The following is a 17420-nucleotide window of genomic DNA, read 5'->3' as shown; positions in this document are numbered from 1 at the left end:
AGTTAACAAGAATCATTCTAAATAAACAGGTTGGAATGAACTTTATTTAAATTAAATATAAATAGTAGTTGTTTTTGTTACAATATCCTACCATTATTAGAATCAGGTTAGAAAAATTAACCTTTTAAGAAAAATTCAGGCTAAAATAATGCCCCAACTTGCCGACGTACATTATAGCCAAACCAATGATTACTTTCACAGCAAAGGCTTCAATACTACCCAAACATTTTCAGCCAGAATCTTATCACCTTCAGCCGTTGGATGAATGCCATCATCCTGATTCAATTTGGGAATGCCGCCAACTTTATCCAATAGAAAAGGAATTAGCGCCATATCATTTTTGCTCGCTAGGTCGGGGAAAATGTTTTTAAAATCATTGGTGTATTTAGCGCCCATGCTTGGTGGCATCTGCATTCCTGCAATTACCATTTTTACATTTGGATATTTCGTTTTAACGGTATCAATGATATCTTGGAGATTTTTAATTGTTTGCTTTACAGGTAATCCTCTCAGTCCGTCATTGGCACCTAATTCCAACACAAAAATATCAATAGGTTGCTTCAACAACCAGTTTATTCTTCCTTTTCCCGCAGCTGATGTTTCTCCACTCAAACCTCCGTTAATGACATTATAGGGCAGGTTCAAAGAATCAATGCGATTTTGGATTAAGGCCGGAAAAGCTTCTGTTGGATCCAAACCATAACCCGCTGTTAAACTGGTTCCGAAGAAAAGTATATTTTTTTTCTCAGTAGTAGTAGCTGATTTTTTTTGGTCAGTTGAATCTAAAGTTTTTTGATCATTGTCACTGCTTTTCCCATTCCCACAAGCTGCAAACATTAAAGCCAAAACAAATAAACCTATAAAGCGTTTTCGTAACATAATATCTAATTCTATCTCTAAATAAAAACCATTATCTTAACAGGCAAAGCCATGTTATGTTTGGCAAATACATCTAACAAACCCTTTATTTCAAAAATTTGGAAAGTATTTTAAACATTCGAAATGTAAGTAAAATTTACCAAAGTGCCGGACGAGAACTGACAGTTTTGGATCAAATTAATTTCACAATAGAAGCTGGTTCTACCGTGGCCATTACAGGACCATCCGGTAGCGGGAAAACAACATTATTAGGCTTATGCGCTGGCCTAGACCGGGCGAGCCAGGGCACAGTAGAACTTAAAGGCATTGCTTTAGAAAAATTAAATGAAGATGAACGGGCTGCTGTGCGAAACCAATATGTAGGTTTCATTTTTCAAAATTTTCAGCTATTACCCACGCTCACTGCACTGGAGAATGTGATGGTTCCATTAGAGTTGAGAGGCGCCAAAAACATCAAGGCTCAAGCTATGGAACTGCTTGAAAAAGTAGGTTTAGCAGATCGTTCCCATCATTATCCTATTCAATTATCCGGAGGAGAGCAACAACGTGTTTCACTGGCAAGAGCTTTTTCCAATCAGCCGGCTATTCTTTTTGCGGATGAACCTACCGGAAACCTCGACGCTGAAACGAGCGAAAAAGTGATTAAACTGCTGTTTGATTTAAACAAGGATTTCGGGACGACATTAGTAATTGTAACCCATGATTTGGAGCTTGCTGCCCGAACGAGCAGAACTATAAAAATTAAAGGTGGTGTGATTATTTCAGACGAAAACTCGACTTATGCCTAATCACCTACCGAAACAAAATATCAGTTTTTTATGGCTGTTCAAAATGGCCTGGCGGGATAGCCGCAAAAACAGATCAAGACTTTTACTTTTTATTTCTTCCATTGTTTTAGGGATTGCGGCTTTAGTGGCTGTTTATTCTTTTAAAGATAATTTGCAGCGTGATATTGACGCCCAGGCAAAAGAGCTTACCGGCGCCGATCTGGTTTTAGATAGCCGTAAAGGCGTAAGCAAAGCCATGCAAAAGGTAATCGATAGTTTAGGTAATGAGCGATCGCAGGAAAAAACCTTTGCTTCTATGATTTATTTTGAGCAAAGCGGCGGAAGCAGATTGGTTCAAATGAAAGCGCTGGAGGGCAATTATCCATATTATGGTACAATAGAAACGGTTCCTGCAAATGCTGCATCGCATTTTCAGGAAGGACGAACAGCGCTGGTAGATCAAACCCTCATGCTTCAGTTTAACACCAAAGTTGGAGACTCGGTCCAAATTGGCGATCTAAAATTCAAAATATTAGGTTCGTTAATTAAAGCGCCTGGACAAAATGGTATTGCATCAAGTGTTGCGCCGGTGGTTTATCTTCCGCTGAAATACCTGGAGAAAACCAATTTGATTAAAACTGGAAGCCGGATCAATAATAAATTTTATTTCCGTTATGATGATCCTTCGGGAGTGGATGAGTGGGTTAAAAAAAATGAAGTCAAACTTGAAAAAGAAGGTTTTGATGCGGATACGGTAGAATCGAGAAAAGAACAAACAGGCAGATCTTTTAAAGATGTAAACCGTTTCCTGGCTTTATCTGGTTTTATTGCTTTACTGTTGGGTTGTGTTGGTGTAGGTAGCGCCATTCATGTGTACATTCAGGAAAAATTAAGTGCCATCGCCACTTTGCGCTGCCTGGGTTTAAAATCAAGGCATGCATTTCTGATTTACCTGATCCAGATATTTTTTATTGGCTTGATTGCCGCAACCTTCGGCGTAATCTTGGGCACTGGCATTCAGTTCTTGCTGCCGCTGGTTTTAAAGGATTTTCTCCCTGTTGAAATTACCATGCAGATATCATGGTCGGCAGTTGGGCAGGGCCTTTTGTTGGGTTTAATCATTTCTGTGCTTTTTGCATTGCCATCATTGCTTTCTGTAAGAAAAATTTCACCGCTGAACGCCATCCGTTTATCCTTCGAAAAATCGGGAAGCAAATTTGATCCTTTAACCTGGATGGTTTATGTTTTAATGGCTGCATTTGTGGTGGGCTTCACTCACCTGCAAATGAAAACCTGGGTCCAAACGCTGGCTTTTACCATTAGTATTGGTATCGCGTTTTTGCTGCTGATTATCTTATCCAAACTATTGATGTTTTTGGTTAAGGTTCTGCTGCCAAAATCGTCAAGTTACTTGTGGCGTCAGGGTTTTGCAAACCTGGACCGACCAAATAATCAGACCCTGATGCTTACTGTTTCCATTGGTTTGTCGACGTTGTTTATCAGTACGCTGTTTTTTGTACAAGGAATTTTGATGAGTAGGGTTACGCTCTCTTCGGGCAGTAATCAACCTAACATGGTAATGTTCGACATTCAGAAAACACAGAAAGAAAGAATAGACAGCCTAACCAAGTCCTTCAAACTACCTTTAATGAATCAGGTGCCGGTGATTACGATGCGTATTGAGGAAATTAATGGCAAAAAGGCTAGCGCAGATACCAATAACCGCAGGGCATACCGAAATGAAATCAGGGCTACCTATCAGGATTCGCTAACCGCAGCCGAAAAAATTGTGGATGGAAAATGGATTGGAAAAATCAAACCAAAAGAAACCGTTTACATTTCTTTGGATCAACGTTACGCTGATCAAATTAATGTGGGCTTGAATGATAAAATCCTTTTTAATGTACAAGGTATGATGATTCCAACGGTTGTCGGAAGTTTAAGGGAAGTCAACTGGAGCCGCATGCAAACCAATTTCCGTGTGGTTTTTCCAGCTGGAGTTTTAGAAGAGGCCCCACAATTCCATGTGCTGATGACAAGAGTACCGAACAGCGAACTTTCTGCAAAATTTCAGGGCGAAGTGGTCAAAAACTTTCCAAACGTTTCTGTAGTAGACCTGGATCTGGTGTTGAAATTACTCGATGAAATACTCGACAAGATTGGTTTTGTAATCCAGTTTATGGCTGGCTTTAGTATGGTAACCGGATGGATTGTTTTGGTTTCAGCAGTATTAACCAGTAAAAACCAACGTACAAAAGAAAGCATTTTATTGCGAACGATGGGTGCAAGCAAAAAGCAAATCCTGGCGATCAACGCCATTGAGTATTTCTTTTTGGGTGCTTTTGCCGCTGGCGCAGGATTAATCCTAGCCATTGGCGGAAGTTGGGCATTGGCAAAATTCAGTTTCGATGCAGCATTTATCCCTCCTTTTTTACCAACAATGGGATTATTCTTTTCTGTTGTTCTAATTGTGGTCATTACTGGAGTTTTAAGTACAAGAAGTATTTTAAACCAGCCTCCACTAAAAATATTAAGAACAGAAGGCTAACAAAGTAAATTTACAGACAAAAAGATATTGCAAATGCAATGATCCAGATCATGCTAAATGCACTACCCACATACACGACTTGCATGTGTGTTTTTAAGTCCTTTTTAATCAATCCAGCATAAATTAACCATCCGAAAAACAAAACAAAATAAAAGGGTACGAGGAAAAATAGCATAATATAAAGCGTTAGTCGATACTCAAATATAATAAAAGCGGTTGGCAATTGCCAACCGCTAATTTTGTAATAGGGTTATTGATCAATTATGCCATATCAATTGCTTCACGAAGTAATATTGCCTCTTCAGATCCGGAATCAAATTTAACACATTGATTATTCCGGCGTTAGGTTATCATTATGTTAAATGTGGATGCCTGAAAAACCTTTTTTACTGAATGGCTGTTCATTTAATCTAAAAAGATAAGAATGAATAATAAGCTAAGAAACGCAATATTACTGGCCACCTTAGGCGTAATTATCATTAGCTATGCGGGTTGCAGCGTAACCATACCAAAAGGTGCAACCGCTGTAAAACCGTTTCAAAAAGAAAAATACCTGGGTACCTGGTACGAAATTGCCCGAATGGATTTTAAATTTGAGAAAGACCTGAACAATGTTACCGCAACCTATTCCTTAAAAGAAGATGGTACCATTAAAGTTGATAATAAAGGTTATAACTTCGTTAAAAAAGAATGGAAACAAAGTATCGGCAAAGCCAAATTTGTAAACGAAAGTGATGAAGCAAGGCTGAAAGTTTCATTCTTTGGCCCATTTTACGCGGGCTATAATGTAATCGAGATCGATAAGGATTACCAATACGCTTTAGTGGTGGGCAATAACCTGGATTACATTTGGATTTTATCCAGAACTAAAACCATTCCTGAAAAGGTTAAACAAGCTTATTTAACCAAAGCTCAAGGTTTGGGTTATAAAACAGCTGAACTGGTTTGGACGAAGCATGATCAATAATTTATAATGCTATTTTTCATTTTAATCATACTTTTATAGCATGATCAGATTGAATAATGAAACCCCAGGAGAAGTACTGCAGGATGTAAAGGTTGGCGACATGGTTACAGATACCTTTAGTAAAACAGGGTTAGTAGAAACCATAGAAGTTAATGATGATGGTTTGTATCGAATTTATGAATTTCATCTGGTAACAGGCAGAACAATCACGGTAAAAAAGTAAATTGCATTACCAATCCCATCTGCAACCATGTCATTACTTATCCTGCTTTTAGGTATTTCTTTACTCTTTATCCTGATACTGAAAAAGGTTAATCCGATGATTGCCTTACTCGCAGTGGCCATCCTTACCGGATTGTTTTTGGGTATGCCGGCAAGCAGTGTGATGAGCTCCATCAGTAGCGGAATTGGTAGTACTTTAGGCGGAATGGTAATGGTGCTTGCCTTAGGCGCCATGATGGGAAAGTTAATCGAAGATAGTGGATCGGCCAGGAAAATTGTCTTTATTCTAATCAAGGCATTCGGTAAAAACAATATCCAGTGGGCGGTATTAATCACCGGGTTAATGGTTGGCATACCGCTATTCTATAACGCCGGTTTTGTGGTACTCATCCCTTTGGTTTTTGCTATTTCTGCAGCTACCGGACTTTCGAAATTATATATTGGGCTTCCAATGGCCACCGCACTATCGGTTACACATGGCTTTTTACCGCCCCACCCCGGGCCTGTTGCACTTGCCGGAATTTTCCATGCGGATATTGGCAAAACCCTGATTTATGGACTGATTCTAACGCTGCCAATTGCCGCAATCGCAGGCATATTTTTCCCGAGACTAATTATTAAGAAAGATCAGCCTATTGTAGCAGATCTTCTCATTGAAGAAGGTAGCGGTCTTCCATCAGCCAGCAGAAGTTTTATCACGGCCTTGCTCCCGGTTTTCTTGATCGTTGCCGGTACGATTGGCAATAGCATCAACGTAGCGTTTCCGGCCAAATCCATATTCAATTTTTTTTCAGATCCTACAGCCGCACTATTAATCTCTATTATCATTACTGTACTTGTTCAACAAACGAATATTGAAAAGGCTATGGCATCGTGTATAGAGGGTGTAAAAAGCATTGCCATGATCATTTTGATTATTGCTGCAGGCGGTGCATTTAAACAAATATTAATTGATAGCGGAATGGGCGAAACCGTTAAAAACCTGACTGGAAATCTGAATTTATCTCCCTTATTTTTAGCATGGCTGATTACTGCTTCGCTCAGGGTAACGCTTGGTTCAGCTACTGTAGCCGCAGTTACTGCATCGGGAATGGTTTTACCGTTGATTGGCCCAAATGCCTCACCAGAGTTGATGGTATTATCTGTTGGTGCGGGCAGTTTAATGTTTTCTCACGTGAATGATACAGGTTTTTGGATGTTCAAAGAATATTTCAACCTCAGCCTGAAGGAAACCTTTCGCACCTGGACCGCAATGGAAAGCATCGTTTCTATTTTAGGCTTAATTGGCGTTTTAATTTTAAATCAGGTTTAATCTATTTCTGATTTTTCTCGAAAAATTTACTGAAATACATCATCTGATAAGCTATGGCATTCTCCCAGTATTCGAAATTATGTACGCCAGGCCGAACGGTGAAATCATGAGGAATATTACGAGCAATTAGTTTGTCATGCAGCGCCACATTAACATCATAGAAAAAATCATTTCTACCTACATCAAAAATGATGGCAAGTTTATTCGGGCTTAATAAATGCGTTAAGTTAATTACTGTATTGGCTTCCCATCGTTCCGGAAACTGATTGTAAGGTCCAAGTCGTTTGGCAATGTTCCAGTTTTCAGGAAATGGCCTGATATCCACCCCTCCACTCATGCTTCCGCAGGCGCCATACACATCCTGATGCCTGAAGCCAAGATACAACCCTCCGTGCCCGCCCATACTTAAACCTGTAATTGCTCTTCCGGTTTTATCATTAATTGTTCGGTAACGGCCATCAATAAAGTCAATCAGTTCTTTTGAAACATAAGTTTCATACTGATAAGTAGGATCAATTGGACTATCAAAATACCAGCTCGTTACGCCACCATCCGGACAAACAACGATGATTTTAAAATTATCTACTAGTTTTTTTACCGCTTCCTTGTCTTTAGTATTTAGCAGCCAGTCTGAGTATTTTCCACCTGCACCGTGTAATAAATATAAAACAGGAAATCTTTTAGCAGATCCTTCATAAAGCTGTGGTTTTACCACCACAGCTTTAATCTCTTTTTTCATTGATTTACTTTGCGTAACAACTGTATCAACAATGGCTGCAAAAGTAAATTCCGATGTTAATGAAAAGATAAGTATGGCCAGGCCAATGAATATTCCTTTTTTCATATCTGAAAGATGATTTTCAAATTGAAATTAGAACATTTTCACCGCAAAGCAAAATCATATGCATTGCACCATGATAAGGAAAGTTTATTTTTTTGTTGACTTAGTAACATTCACAACATAAGACAATGAATGATTGTCACTTTCCAGGTATTTTGCTTTGTATTTTGAATGAAGGCTTTTATTTTGCTTCACCCCATTCACCATCAGATTAGTTTTATCCAATGAAAATGAAAGATTTGTGGTATTGGAAATTAGCCCATCTTTCAGCAATTCTGCACTAATCTTATCCGTATTATCCTTACCATTCTCCACGTTTACATGTACGGTATTTCCTTCGTTAACAGTAATGCTGCCATGTACTTTTGGAGGCGTTGGCGGTGTAGCAGGTGTTGGAGGAACAGCACGTATGCCCGGGGCTGGAGGTGTTGGTGGCGTTGGCGGAACAACCGCTCCTGCTACTCTAGCTGGTCGTGGTGGTTTTGGTGCCTTAGGGGTTTTGTTTCCTTGTTTATCCTCTTGCGCTCTGGCTCTTTCTTCTTCAGCCCATTTCTTCTCTGCCTGAGCATATTTCGCCCCATCAGCAGCATACTTTTTTTCTGCCGCTTTGTATTTCTTTTCGATTTTGGCATACTCTTTCTCCTCTGCAGCATAACGGGCATCATCGGCAGACTGCTTTGCTTTACGTTCGATCTGCTTTGCGGTAATTCGATCTTGCTTCAATGCTTTTTGACCCAAATCGGCTTTTTTACCAGAGTGACTACTTTGTTCCGCAGCTTTCATTTTTTGATCAATTTCTTTTTCTATCTGCTCGGCAGATTTTGTTTTTCTTGTGGTGTCCTGAAAAACTGAAGTAGCAATTTTTTTGCTACTCACAGTAGCCGCGTTGCTTACACTTTTAATAGCCACGGTACACATCACAGTGCCTACCAGGGCGATGGTTAATATTGTTTTTTCCATTTTGTTTAAAGTTGAATTGGTGTTAAATAACATCCTGCTTGCTCTATGTAGCAGGCTGCCGGTTTTGCCTGTAATGCCCATTGCGTAAGCAGGTGCACGCTGCTCAAACTCCTGACAAAAAACCAGGGCTTTAACGTAATTTTTTCGATCGTTAACACATTGGATGGCCAAATCATCGCAGCAATGTTCACGTTCAGTTTTGATAAGATGCGATACCCAAAGTACCGCCGGATTAAAGAAGAATATAATTTCAATGAAGCTTTGTAAGAGGTTAATCAAATAATCCCGTCGTTTAATGTGCGCCAGTTCATGGGCCAGTATCGCTTCCACCTCAGTTGTGGCCAGTCCATTTAATAAGCCGAGTGGAATTAATATAAGCGGTTTAAAATGTCCTAAAACCATAGGCACTTTTGCTAATCCTGATTGCAGCAATTTTATCCGCTGGCTTAAACCAAGTTTATCAGAAAGCAGCTCCAAATGCTCATCCCATATCGTTCCTGCGGCATAAACTTGATTATTTCGCAAATAATAAATACGCTTTACACCTAACAGAAGCTGCACACTTTTAGCACAAATAATCAAAAACCAGATCAACACGATTTGATTCTGATAATCATTCCAGATGCCTAGCGTCTTATTGATGCCAGAGGAAATAATAAATTGCAAATCGGAAGTAGAAGACTGAACATTTTGCAGCTTAATTAAATTTGCCTTTACCTCGCCTGCAAGTGGAGTCGCTAATGAATCTGGCTTTTCTGTTAGTGCTAAATAAAATACTACGGAAACGGTAAAAACAAATAACAATAAACAACCTATTAACAGATTGTAACGAAATTTTGCACTCGTTTTACGGGTGGCAAACATCACTGCACCAGAAAAGGCGGCCAGCACAACACCCAGCCACAAAGAGTGAAAAAGCATTGTACCCAGTGCATTTAACCAGTTTTCAGGCAAAAAGTTAATCAATTTAAATTCCATTATAGTTTATTTGAATTTTAACAGCTTTACTCCATGTTATCCAATAACTTTTTAATTTCCTCAATTTCTGCTTTCGAAGTTTTTTCATTGCCTAAAAGCTGCATCATGAGCTGAGATGCTGACCCCTTGTATAAGGTGTTTACAAAACGATCCAACAACTGAACCTTAGTTTTTTCCTCGGCTTCTACTGGAATATAAATGTGCTTCATTTGGCTTTCGTCACGTTTTAAAATTCCTTTTTCCGCTAAGACCTGCATTTGTTTTAGTGTTGAAGTATAATTCACCTCCCTGTTTTCATTCAACTTATCATTTACAAACCGGACTGTAGCCGGACCAAATTCCCAGAGCACCTGCAGGATTTCTAACTCAGCTTTAGTCGGTTCTGGCAAATGATGATCAGTTTGATTATTCTTCATAAATTAAAGGTACGATGTTTTTCGTACGATGCAAATATTACCTCACTTTTTTTTTGGAAAAAGATATAGTGATTAACACAAAACACTGATAATCAATTCAGAAATTATATAAACAATTTCGCTAATGATGTAATACATAAAATTTTATGTAACCTAATTTTGATTCATAGAAATAAATCCCCTTAACTCATGAAATATAAATTACAGGTATTCATATTCTCGATTGTATTATCAACCCTTACGGCCAAGGCACAACATGAAATGCATCAACTTGCAAAAGACTCCATGGAAAAAGACAGTTCAGGAACGGCAAAGGGCATGCAAGAGATGGCAACTATGAAACCAGGGCCACCGATGAGTCATGCCTATTCATTAAACTTACCTATGCAGCGAAACGGATCCGGCACTTCCTGGTTACCCGATGCCTCGCCTATGTATGGAATGATGTTGCATTCAAAAAACTGGATGTACATGCTTCATGGAAACATCGCTTTGCGATATACTAAACAAGACATTTTAAACAAAGGATCGCGAGGAGCGGAAAAATTTGATGCCCCTAACTGGTTCATGTTCATGGGACAAAGAAAAGTTGGCCAAAATGGCCTGTTTCACTTTAGCTCAATGCTTTCGCTTGATCGCCTGACTGAAGGTGGTGCAGGTTATCCACTACTCTTTCAAACAGGAGAAAGCTGGAAAGGTCAGCCCTTAGTCGATCGTCAACATCCTCATGACTTATTCTCAGAACTTTCTGTTGCATACACCCATGCATTTTCAGAAAAAGCAGATCTGACTTTCTATCTTGGATATCCGGGGGAACCAGCTTTGGGCTCTGTGGCTTTTATGCATCGACCATCTGCACTTGCAAACCCCGATGCACCAATCTCTCATCATTGGAATGACGGAACACATATTACATTTGGTGTCGCTACCGTGAGTTTTAGGTATAATCAATTTAAAATTGAAGCTTCGTCGTTTACCGGACGGGAACCAGATGAAAACAGATTTGATTTTAATAAACCTAAATTTGACTCTTACAGTGCGAGGTTATCCTTCAACCCTAACCAAAATTGGGCGTTGCAAGTCTCTCAAGGCTGGATCAAAAGTCCTGAAGTATTACATGAGGGGGAAGATGTTAAGCGAACCATTGCATCTGCAATTTATTCATTGCCAATGGGAGAAGCCCAAAGCTTGAATGCTACGGTTTTGTGGGGAATGAATAAAACAGAAGGACATCAGTCGGAAAATGCTGCTTTGGCGGAAGGCGCATATCGTGTCAATAAGTTCTCATTCTATACCCGTTATGAATGGGTACAAAAATCAGTCGAAGAACTTGCGCTTAATGAAGAATTTTATGGACAACGGCTTTTCGGCGTTAATGGCTTAACCCTAGGTTTAAATTATGATGTTTTAAGTTTAAATAAATTTAAAACCGCAATTGGTGCTCAGGTAACTTTCTATAAAGCCAATCCCATGTTGGATCAGCTTTATGGAAAATATCCGGTCGGTGCTCAGGCTTTTATTAGAATTTACCCTAACCTGATGAAAATGTAATCCGTTGAACCCGGTTTTTGAGTGTTTACTTTAAAGCTTTAAACACGGCGATTAAATCTTCTTCCCCATATTCTGCTTCGGCATTTTCAAAAGTTTTCAAGGTGGTTTGAGCCAATGCCGATGAAATACCTTCGGTTTTGGCTAACCTTAAATCTTTTACAATGTGCTTTAAGGCAAATGCTGCTTTGTATTGATCATTTAGAATGGCATCGCCCTTAATTTTGGTAAAGGTATTTCCAATGGCCGCATTGCTGATCAAATTGAGCAGATCATCGGTTTTGATTCCATTTTGATTGGCAAATAACACCGTTTCGGCTAAACCCTGAGTATATATCGCCAATAAGGAATTAATAGCCAGTTTCGCCTGGTTTCCAGCTCCAATATCTCCTACCCTGATGTTTAGCTTGCCCAGTTTTTCCAAAAAGGGTTTGACTTTTTCATAAACATCGGCATCTCCACCAACCATAATCACCAGCTGTGCGGTTTCTGCCTGTTTCACACTTCCTGAAACGGGCGCATCGAGATAATCATGGCCTTTTTCTTTGCTTTTCTCGTACATCTCTTTTGAAATGGCCGGTGAAACGGTGCTCATATTAATCATAATCTTTCCGCTGGTTTCTGCCAACAGCAAACCCTCTTCCGATTCGAAAATTTGTTTAATTGCATGATCATCAGAAACCATCAGAAAAACAACATCAACTGCATCTAGAAGTGATTTGGGCGTCTCTGCTATCAAAGCACCTGCCTGTTCAAGATCAGCAGTTTTATTTTTATCCCTGTTGTAAACGGTAACCTGATAGCCTGCTTTGATGAGCTGCAAAGCCATTGGATTTCCCATGTTACCTAAACCAATCCATCCGATTTTCATATTTATGTTTTTTATTTTGACAAACAAATCTATCAAAGAAAAGCTCATTGTTTACCAAGTATTTTTTAAAAGCCCGCTTTATTGATATTAAGCGCAAATCTTGTGTAAAACAATAAAAAAATCTTTCCGCCTCAAAGATTAAATTTGTGTTTTAAAATTTTAGTATGCTCTTAAAAGATTTATATTCCCAGGCTTTTTACGATAGATTGTGTAACGCACTTATGGTCGCCGTTCCTGGCTTTGATCAGAAAAAATTCATTAGAAATATTTATGTTGCTGATTTTGAGCAAATGGAATTGAAGCAACGAATGAAGCACACTACATTCGTACTGCATCAGTTTATGCCTGATGATTATTCACACACAATATCTCTGATCAAAAGCACCATTCAGCAGTTGCGTATTGCGGGCATTGGAGAAGACGGGTTGGCGTTTATGTTCCTGCCAGATTATTTAGAAACATACGGTATTGATTATTTTGAAGAATCAGTTGAAGCGCTGGAATTTGTAACGCAATTTGTAAGCTGTGAATTTGCGGTTCGTCCTTTTATTTTAAAGTATGGGCAAGAGATGATACAGAAAATGTTGGAATGGTCGCATCATGAAAATCACAAAGTGCGGAGATTAGCCAGCGAAGGAAGCCGTCCGCGTTTACCTTGGGCAATGGCTATTCCATTTTTGAAAAAAGACCCTGCCTCAATTTTACCTATCCTGAATAACTTAAAGCAAGATCCATCAGAATACGTTCGAAGAAGTGTAGCCAATAGCTTGAATGATATTGCTAAAGATCATCCAACGGTAGTTTTGGATATCGCAAAAAAATGGTCAGGAATAAGTATAGAAACAGATGCAATTATTAAACATGGAAGCAGAACTTTACTAAAGCAAGGCCACCTGGAAATTTTGCAACATTATGGCTTGGATGATAAAGGGATACTCGTTACGGATTTCGTTGTACATACACCGGAAGTAAAAATTGGAGAAAGCCTGGAATTTTCATTCCGCATCAAAAATGAGAATGAAACCGATAAGAAAATCAGACTGGAATATGCCATTTACTATAAAAAGCAAAACGGACAAAACACTAAAAAGGTCTTCAAAATATCTGAACGGATATATCCTGGAGGTTATGAGACAAGCATTCTGCGCAGGCAAAAATTTGTGTTGATTACGACACGCAAATTCCATGCTGGTGAACATCAAATTTCACTCATTGTTAACGGTGCTGAAAGCGCATTATTTAATTTCGAACTATTGCCCTAACCGATAATGGTAATCAGCTGATCTAGTAATGGAATTTGCCGGTCTTTGATTGCCTTACAGGCATCCTGATAATTAAACCATTCGCCCCGGTCAACTTCAACAAAATGTTGCTTTTTACCTGATTTTGGCGGCCATTCCATTTCAAAAGTATTGCTATGAAGGGTTGAAGGATCTAAATCACCTTCCAGGGCCCAGCATAAAACTTTCTTCCCCCCTTTTTGAATGATGGGGTCTAATTCAATAAATTGCCCATCAACTCTCGTGCCCACTTCCTCCTCAAACTCTCTTATGGCAGCATCAAGCGGTGTTTCATCCTGATCGAATTCCCCTTTGGGAACAGACCATACCCCAAAATCTTTTTTAGCAAAAAGTGGTCCGCCGGGGTGAATGAGGAAAAACTCCAGCCCTCTAGTATTCTTTCTAAATAGTAATATGCCTGCGCTAACCCTCATGATATCAATTAAACCGGATAATAAACTTTCGACAAACCAATAACCTGTCTGTTTTCATGAAACAAAATAAAGAGCCGCTTGTTCTGCTTTTCGTTTTCAAACATCAATGATATTTAAAGACCACACCAAACCTCCTTAATATGAACGCGGTAAAAGCAAAAAGGCTATTCCTTTCGGAACAGCCTTTAATATGTATTTGCAATTTCTTCGTTTCTGCAATTATTGTTTTGTGATTTTAAACTCAGTTCTTCTGTTCAACTGGTGATCAGCTTCTGAACATTTTACGCCATTTGCACATTTGTTAAGCAATTGGCTTTCACCATAACCTTTCGCAGTGATCCTGTTTTTATCAATTCCATGGTCAATAATATATTGAACCGCTGAATTAGCCCTGCTTTGGGCCAGCCATTTATTATATTGATCGTTACCGCGGCTATCGGTGTGTGAACCCAATTCAATCCAGATCGTTGGATTGTCCTTCATAATCTTAACGAGTTTATTAAGCTCAATGGCCGCATCAGGTCTGATGTTCGATTTATCAAAGTCATACCGGCCACGTGGGCACTTAATGGTGCCGCATCCGTAGTACGTACCAAACGCACACGGGTATGCAAAAAACCTTTGTTGCTGCTCTCTAACTCGAGAATTGCATCTTTGTTGGGTAAATTGCCCGTGGTAATAGAACCATCTTTTACCTTTTGTTGGGCAAAAGTAGTAACTGCCCCCATACTGAGGATAAAACCTAATAGTAGTTGTTTTCTCATACTGCTGATGAATGTCATCATACCTCAGCATGACGCAGCAGCCTCATTAATGAAGTTGGCTGTACGAAAGAGCGGTAATGATGATTTGAGTCTTGGTTATGAATGAAATATATGATCCAATCACCGGTATTTATTCAAAAACCAATCCAAGCATATCATTATCTGATACAGCGTCGAATACAAACAATAAAATTCACAGAAGTTAAATAAGGGGCATTTTTTACCCATTTTGTAGAATTTTATATACAAAATATCAAGCAAAAATTATTCAATATTAATTGAAATTGACTAATAATATTACCAATTTTACTGGTCATTAACGGATAACCGCAAACTATTACTGATTAAATGAACTGCATCAATTGCAACACCGAGTTAAGCTCGAACTACTGCCCGGATTGCGGGCAACCTTCAAAACTAAGAAGGATTAATGCACATTATATTGTCCATGAGATCGAACATGTGTTACACTTTGAGAGAGGCATTTTTCATACAATCCGGGAACTTGTTGTCCACCCCGGCCGCACCATAAAAAGATACCTTAATGAAAACAGGAGCAGGTTAGTTAAACCTATTGCTTTTATTGTAATCACCTCACTGGTTTACTCCATTGCTGTGAATTTTTTTCATGTAGAAGACCATTATGTAAATCTGGATGACCGAGAGCTTTCAGATAAAATGCTTGTAACCACATCTTTTTTTAAGTGGGTACAGGGACATTATGGTTATGCAAATATTTTAATGGGCATTTTTATTGCATTCTGGACTAAGCTTTTTTTTAGAAAATACGAATACAATTTCTTCGAACTGCTGATACTGCTATGTTTTGTAATGGGCATAGGAATGTTAATTTATGCAGTTTTCGGTATCATTGAAGGATTAACCCATACCAAAGTGATGCAAATCGCAGGTATGATCGGGCTTGGCTATACCGTTTGGGCAATTGGCAATTTTTTCAATAAAAACAAAGTTTCCAGCTACCTGAAAGCATTAGCATCTTACCTTCTAGGGATGTTAACCTTCCTGATCCTCTCAACAGTAATCACCATAACCATTGACATACTAATCAAGCACTAACATATGTTAAAAAACAAAATAGGTTTCAATATTGGCTTTGCATTGTTAGCCTTTCCTATCGGATTAGCCTTATTCCGGGAATTTGATTTCCAAAACTTAAGCTTTAGAAAACCGGCCTTGGGCATGCTTTATTTAATTACATTTATTGTCATTATTTTCTTGATGCTGAAGAAAAAAAGCGTCAGCCCGACACAAGAAAAATAGTCATCACCAAAGTATCGAGTATGCATTTTTTTTGAATGTTGATTTTTAACGGGGCGAAGCGACGTCATCCGGAGCAGCGATTTTTGCTTGAAGAATTGGATTTAAAAGTCTCTGCTATAGAGGATTTGTGCATCGACTAATTTCAGGATGACATATGAAGTAGGAACCGTCTTTGCAACTATATGTTTTGACTTCGCATGCATGCGGTCGGCAACGACATAATATAAAGTGGTGCGTAAACGGATCTACTGATCTAAATTATAGTGGCAGCGAAAAATAAAAAGTGGTTCCTACCCCTTCGATGGATGTATACCAAATCCTGCCGCCATGGCTTTCGATGATTTCTTTAGAAATGGCCAACCCCATCCCGAAAGATTCTTCTGAAGCGGTTCCCAACCTGCGGTTATCCGAAAACATATCAAAAATATTATTGCCCATGTGCGCTGGTATTCCCATCCCCTGATCGGCAATACTGATTACCACTTCCTGTTCTTGCTGAACCGCGGCGATGGTGATGGTATCGTTTTCCCCACTAAATTTGATCGCATTGGTGAGCAAATTATTAATCACACGTGAAATTTTATCTTTATTCACTAATACAATAATGTGATCAGCAGTCACCGAAATCTTCTGTGCCTTTGCTTCAGCTTTGAACAACAGGAGATTCATGCTGTCGTTTAATAACCTGGCTATATCCGTTGGTTCCTTTTCACCTAAGCCATGATGGGTATTTAACATCTCATTAATTAATGATATGGCATTTAACCCAGCATCTTTCACCAATTGCAACATCCGGAAGTTAGTTTCAGACAAACCTTCATCAGCCAGGATCAGTTCAGCCGCATGAACAATTCCTGAAACAGGCCCTCGCAGATCATGCGCCACCACTTTCATGATCGTTGCATTTTCCACATGGCTCTTTTCTAAAACGCTAAAAACCTGGGTGAGCTGTGCATACTGATTCTGAACGAGGTTGTTTGCTGCGTTCAGGTTTTCGATATTTGCCTTTGAACGTTTTAGATTTTTCAGCACGATAAAAAGAATGACAAAAATTAATGCGATCACCACAATTGCACCTAGTATTAAAAAGCGTTTTGACTGCGCATCTTTCTTCAGCAAAACCAGCATCTGGGCTCTATCGGCATCTTTTAAGCCATGCTCAATATCTACATATAAATGTTTTTTATTGGCTGTTTCCGTTGAATCTTTTAAAAAATGAAATCTCTCTAAGTTAATGTAAGCCATTTTGGTGTCTTGTACAGTATCATAAAATTTCCACTTGGCATAGAGGAACTTCATGATAGATTCCTGAGAGGTAAAATTTTTGAAGGAGGAATCATCGTTTTCCATCT

17 protein-coding genes and 1 pseudogene are annotated in these 17420 nt (G+C 39.0%); 9 read left to right on the top strand and 9 right to left on the bottom strand.

From position 1 onward, the window contains the following. Positions 1 to 195 precede the first annotated feature (195 nt). On the bottom strand, positions 196 to 879 hold the full coding sequence (locus tag ON09_RS09975; protein WP_010600921.1) for an arylesterase: 684 nt from the start codon (positions 877 to 879) through the stop codon (positions 196 to 198). A gap of 98 nt (positions 880 to 977) precedes the next feature. Between ON09_RS09975 and ON09_RS09970 the strand changes: the two genes are divergently transcribed. The 5 genes from ON09_RS09970 to ON09_RS09950 all read left to right on the top strand — a co-directional run bounded on the left by ON09_RS09970 (position 978) and on the right by ON09_RS09950 (position 6695). Continuing rightward, complete coding sequence (locus ON09_RS09970; protein WP_010600920.1) at positions 978 to 1667, top strand: ABC transporter ATP-binding protein; 690 nt, start codon at positions 978 to 980, stop codon at positions 1665 to 1667. Then, positions 1660 to 4194 (top strand): ABC transporter permease, encoded by a 2535-nt coding sequence (locus ON09_RS09965; protein WP_010600919.1) that lies wholly within the window; start codon positions 1660 to 1662, stop codon positions 4192 to 4194. The genes ON09_RS09970 and ON09_RS09965 overlap by 8 nt, the downstream gene beginning before the upstream one ends. 424 nt (positions 4195 to 4618) lie before the next feature. Then, on the top strand, positions 4619 to 5161 hold the full coding sequence (locus ON09_RS09960; RefSeq protein ID WP_010600918.1) for a lipocalin family protein: 543 nt from the start codon (positions 4619 to 4621) through the stop codon (positions 5159 to 5161). A 40-nt stretch (positions 5162 to 5201) separates the two neighbouring features. Then, a complete protein-coding gene (locus ON09_RS09955; protein WP_010600917.1) occupies positions 5202 to 5384 on the top strand; it encodes a hypothetical protein in 183 nt (60 codons plus the stop codon). A gap of 27 nt (positions 5385 to 5411) precedes the next feature. Then, positions 5412 to 6695 carry a GntT/GntP/DsdX family permease gene (locus tag ON09_RS09950; protein WP_010600916.1) on the top strand — a complete coding sequence of 428 codons (1284 nt, stop codon included), beginning with the start codon at positions 5412 to 5414 and terminating at the stop codon, positions 6693 to 6695. Between the two features lies 1 nt (position 6696). Here the strand turns inward: ON09_RS09950 and ON09_RS09945 are convergent, their stop codons facing one another. The 3 genes from ON09_RS09945 to ON09_RS09935 all read right to left on the bottom strand — a co-directional run bounded on the left by ON09_RS09945 (position 6697) and on the right by ON09_RS09935 (position 9890). Then, positions 6697 to 7539: an alpha/beta hydrolase gene (locus ON09_RS09945; protein WP_010600915.1), complete on the bottom strand. Its 843-nt coding sequence runs from the start codon at positions 7537 to 7539 to the stop codon at positions 6697 to 6699. An 84-nt stretch (positions 7540 to 7623) separates the two neighbouring features. Further along, complete coding sequence (locus ON09_RS09940) at positions 7624 to 9474, bottom strand: M56 family metallopeptidase (RefSeq protein ID WP_010600914.1); 1851 nt, start codon at positions 9472 to 9474, stop codon at positions 7624 to 7626. Between the two features lie 26 nt (positions 9475 to 9500). Further along, complete coding sequence (locus ON09_RS09935) at positions 9501 to 9890, bottom strand: BlaI/MecI/CopY family transcriptional regulator (protein ID WP_010600913.1); 390 nt, start codon at positions 9888 to 9890, stop codon at positions 9501 to 9503. Between the two features lie 189 nt (positions 9891 to 10079). Here ON09_RS09935 and ON09_RS09930 point away from each other — a divergent pair, with 189 nt between their 5' ends. Continuing rightward, complete coding sequence (locus ON09_RS09930) at positions 10080 to 11441, top strand: TonB-dependent receptor (RefSeq protein ID WP_010600912.1); 1362 nt, start codon at positions 10080 to 10082, stop codon at positions 11439 to 11441. A 25-nt stretch (positions 11442 to 11466) separates the two neighbouring features. Here the strand turns inward: ON09_RS09930 and ON09_RS09925 are convergent, their stop codons facing one another. Next, the gene (locus tag ON09_RS09925) at positions 11467 to 12309 is read right to left on the bottom strand and encodes an NAD(P)-dependent oxidoreductase (protein ID WP_010600911.1); all 843 of its coding nucleotides are present in this window, start codon (positions 12307 to 12309) and stop codon (positions 11467 to 11469) included. A gap of 164 nt (positions 12310 to 12473) precedes the next feature. On the opposite strand from ON09_RS09925, the gene ON09_RS09920 reads away from it, so the two are divergent. After that, complete coding sequence (locus tag ON09_RS09920) at positions 12474 to 13571, top strand: DNA alkylation repair protein (RefSeq protein ID WP_010600910.1); 1098 nt, start codon at positions 12474 to 12476, stop codon at positions 13569 to 13571. Here the strand turns inward: ON09_RS09920 and ON09_RS09915 are convergent. The 3 genes and pseudogenes from ON09_RS09915 to ON09_RS25410 form a co-directional block, all read right to left on the bottom strand. After that, complete coding sequence (locus tag ON09_RS09915; RefSeq protein WP_010600909.1) at positions 13568 to 14023, bottom strand: NUDIX domain-containing protein; 456 nt, start codon at positions 14021 to 14023, stop codon at positions 13568 to 13570. The genes ON09_RS09920 and ON09_RS09915 overlap by 4 nt on opposite strands. Positions 14024 to 14242: 219 nt before the next feature. Beyond that, positions 14243 to 14572 (bottom strand): annotated as a pseudogene (locus tag ON09_RS09910) (OmpA family protein); the annotation flags it as partial. After that, on the bottom strand, positions 14503 to 14787 hold the full coding sequence (locus ON09_RS25410; RefSeq protein ID WP_162097939.1) for a hypothetical protein: 285 nt from the start codon (positions 14785 to 14787) through the stop codon (positions 14503 to 14505). The gene ON09_RS25410 and the pseudogene ON09_RS09910, both read right to left, overlap by 70 nt. Positions 14788 to 15135: 348 nt before the next feature. Here ON09_RS25410 and ON09_RS09900 point away from each other — a divergent pair, with 348 nt between their 5' ends. Continuing rightward, on the top strand, positions 15136 to 15864 hold the full coding sequence (locus tag ON09_RS09900; protein WP_010600906.1) for a DUF3667 domain-containing protein: 729 nt from the start codon (positions 15136 to 15138) through the stop codon (positions 15862 to 15864). A 3-nt stretch (positions 15865 to 15867) separates the two neighbouring features. Beyond that, complete coding sequence (locus ON09_RS09895) at positions 15868 to 16068, top strand: hypothetical protein (RefSeq protein ID WP_010600905.1); 201 nt, start codon at positions 15868 to 15870, stop codon at positions 16066 to 16068. A gap of 258 nt (positions 16069 to 16326) precedes the next feature. Here the strand turns inward: ON09_RS09895 and ON09_RS09890 are convergent. Beyond that, positions 16327 to 17420, bottom strand: a 1094-nt coding sequence (locus ON09_RS09890) for a sensor histidine kinase (RefSeq protein WP_010600904.1), incomplete at its 5' end; no start/stop codon positions are given.

This window comes from Pedobacter agri PB92 (assembly GCF_000258495.1).
Taxonomy (GTDB): Bacteria; Bacteroidota; Bacteroidia; order Sphingobacteriales; family Sphingobacteriaceae; genus Pedobacter; species Pedobacter agri.
The sequence above is the reverse complement of the archived record's forward strand: the minus strand, read 5'-3'. Positions and strand labels throughout refer to the sequence as shown.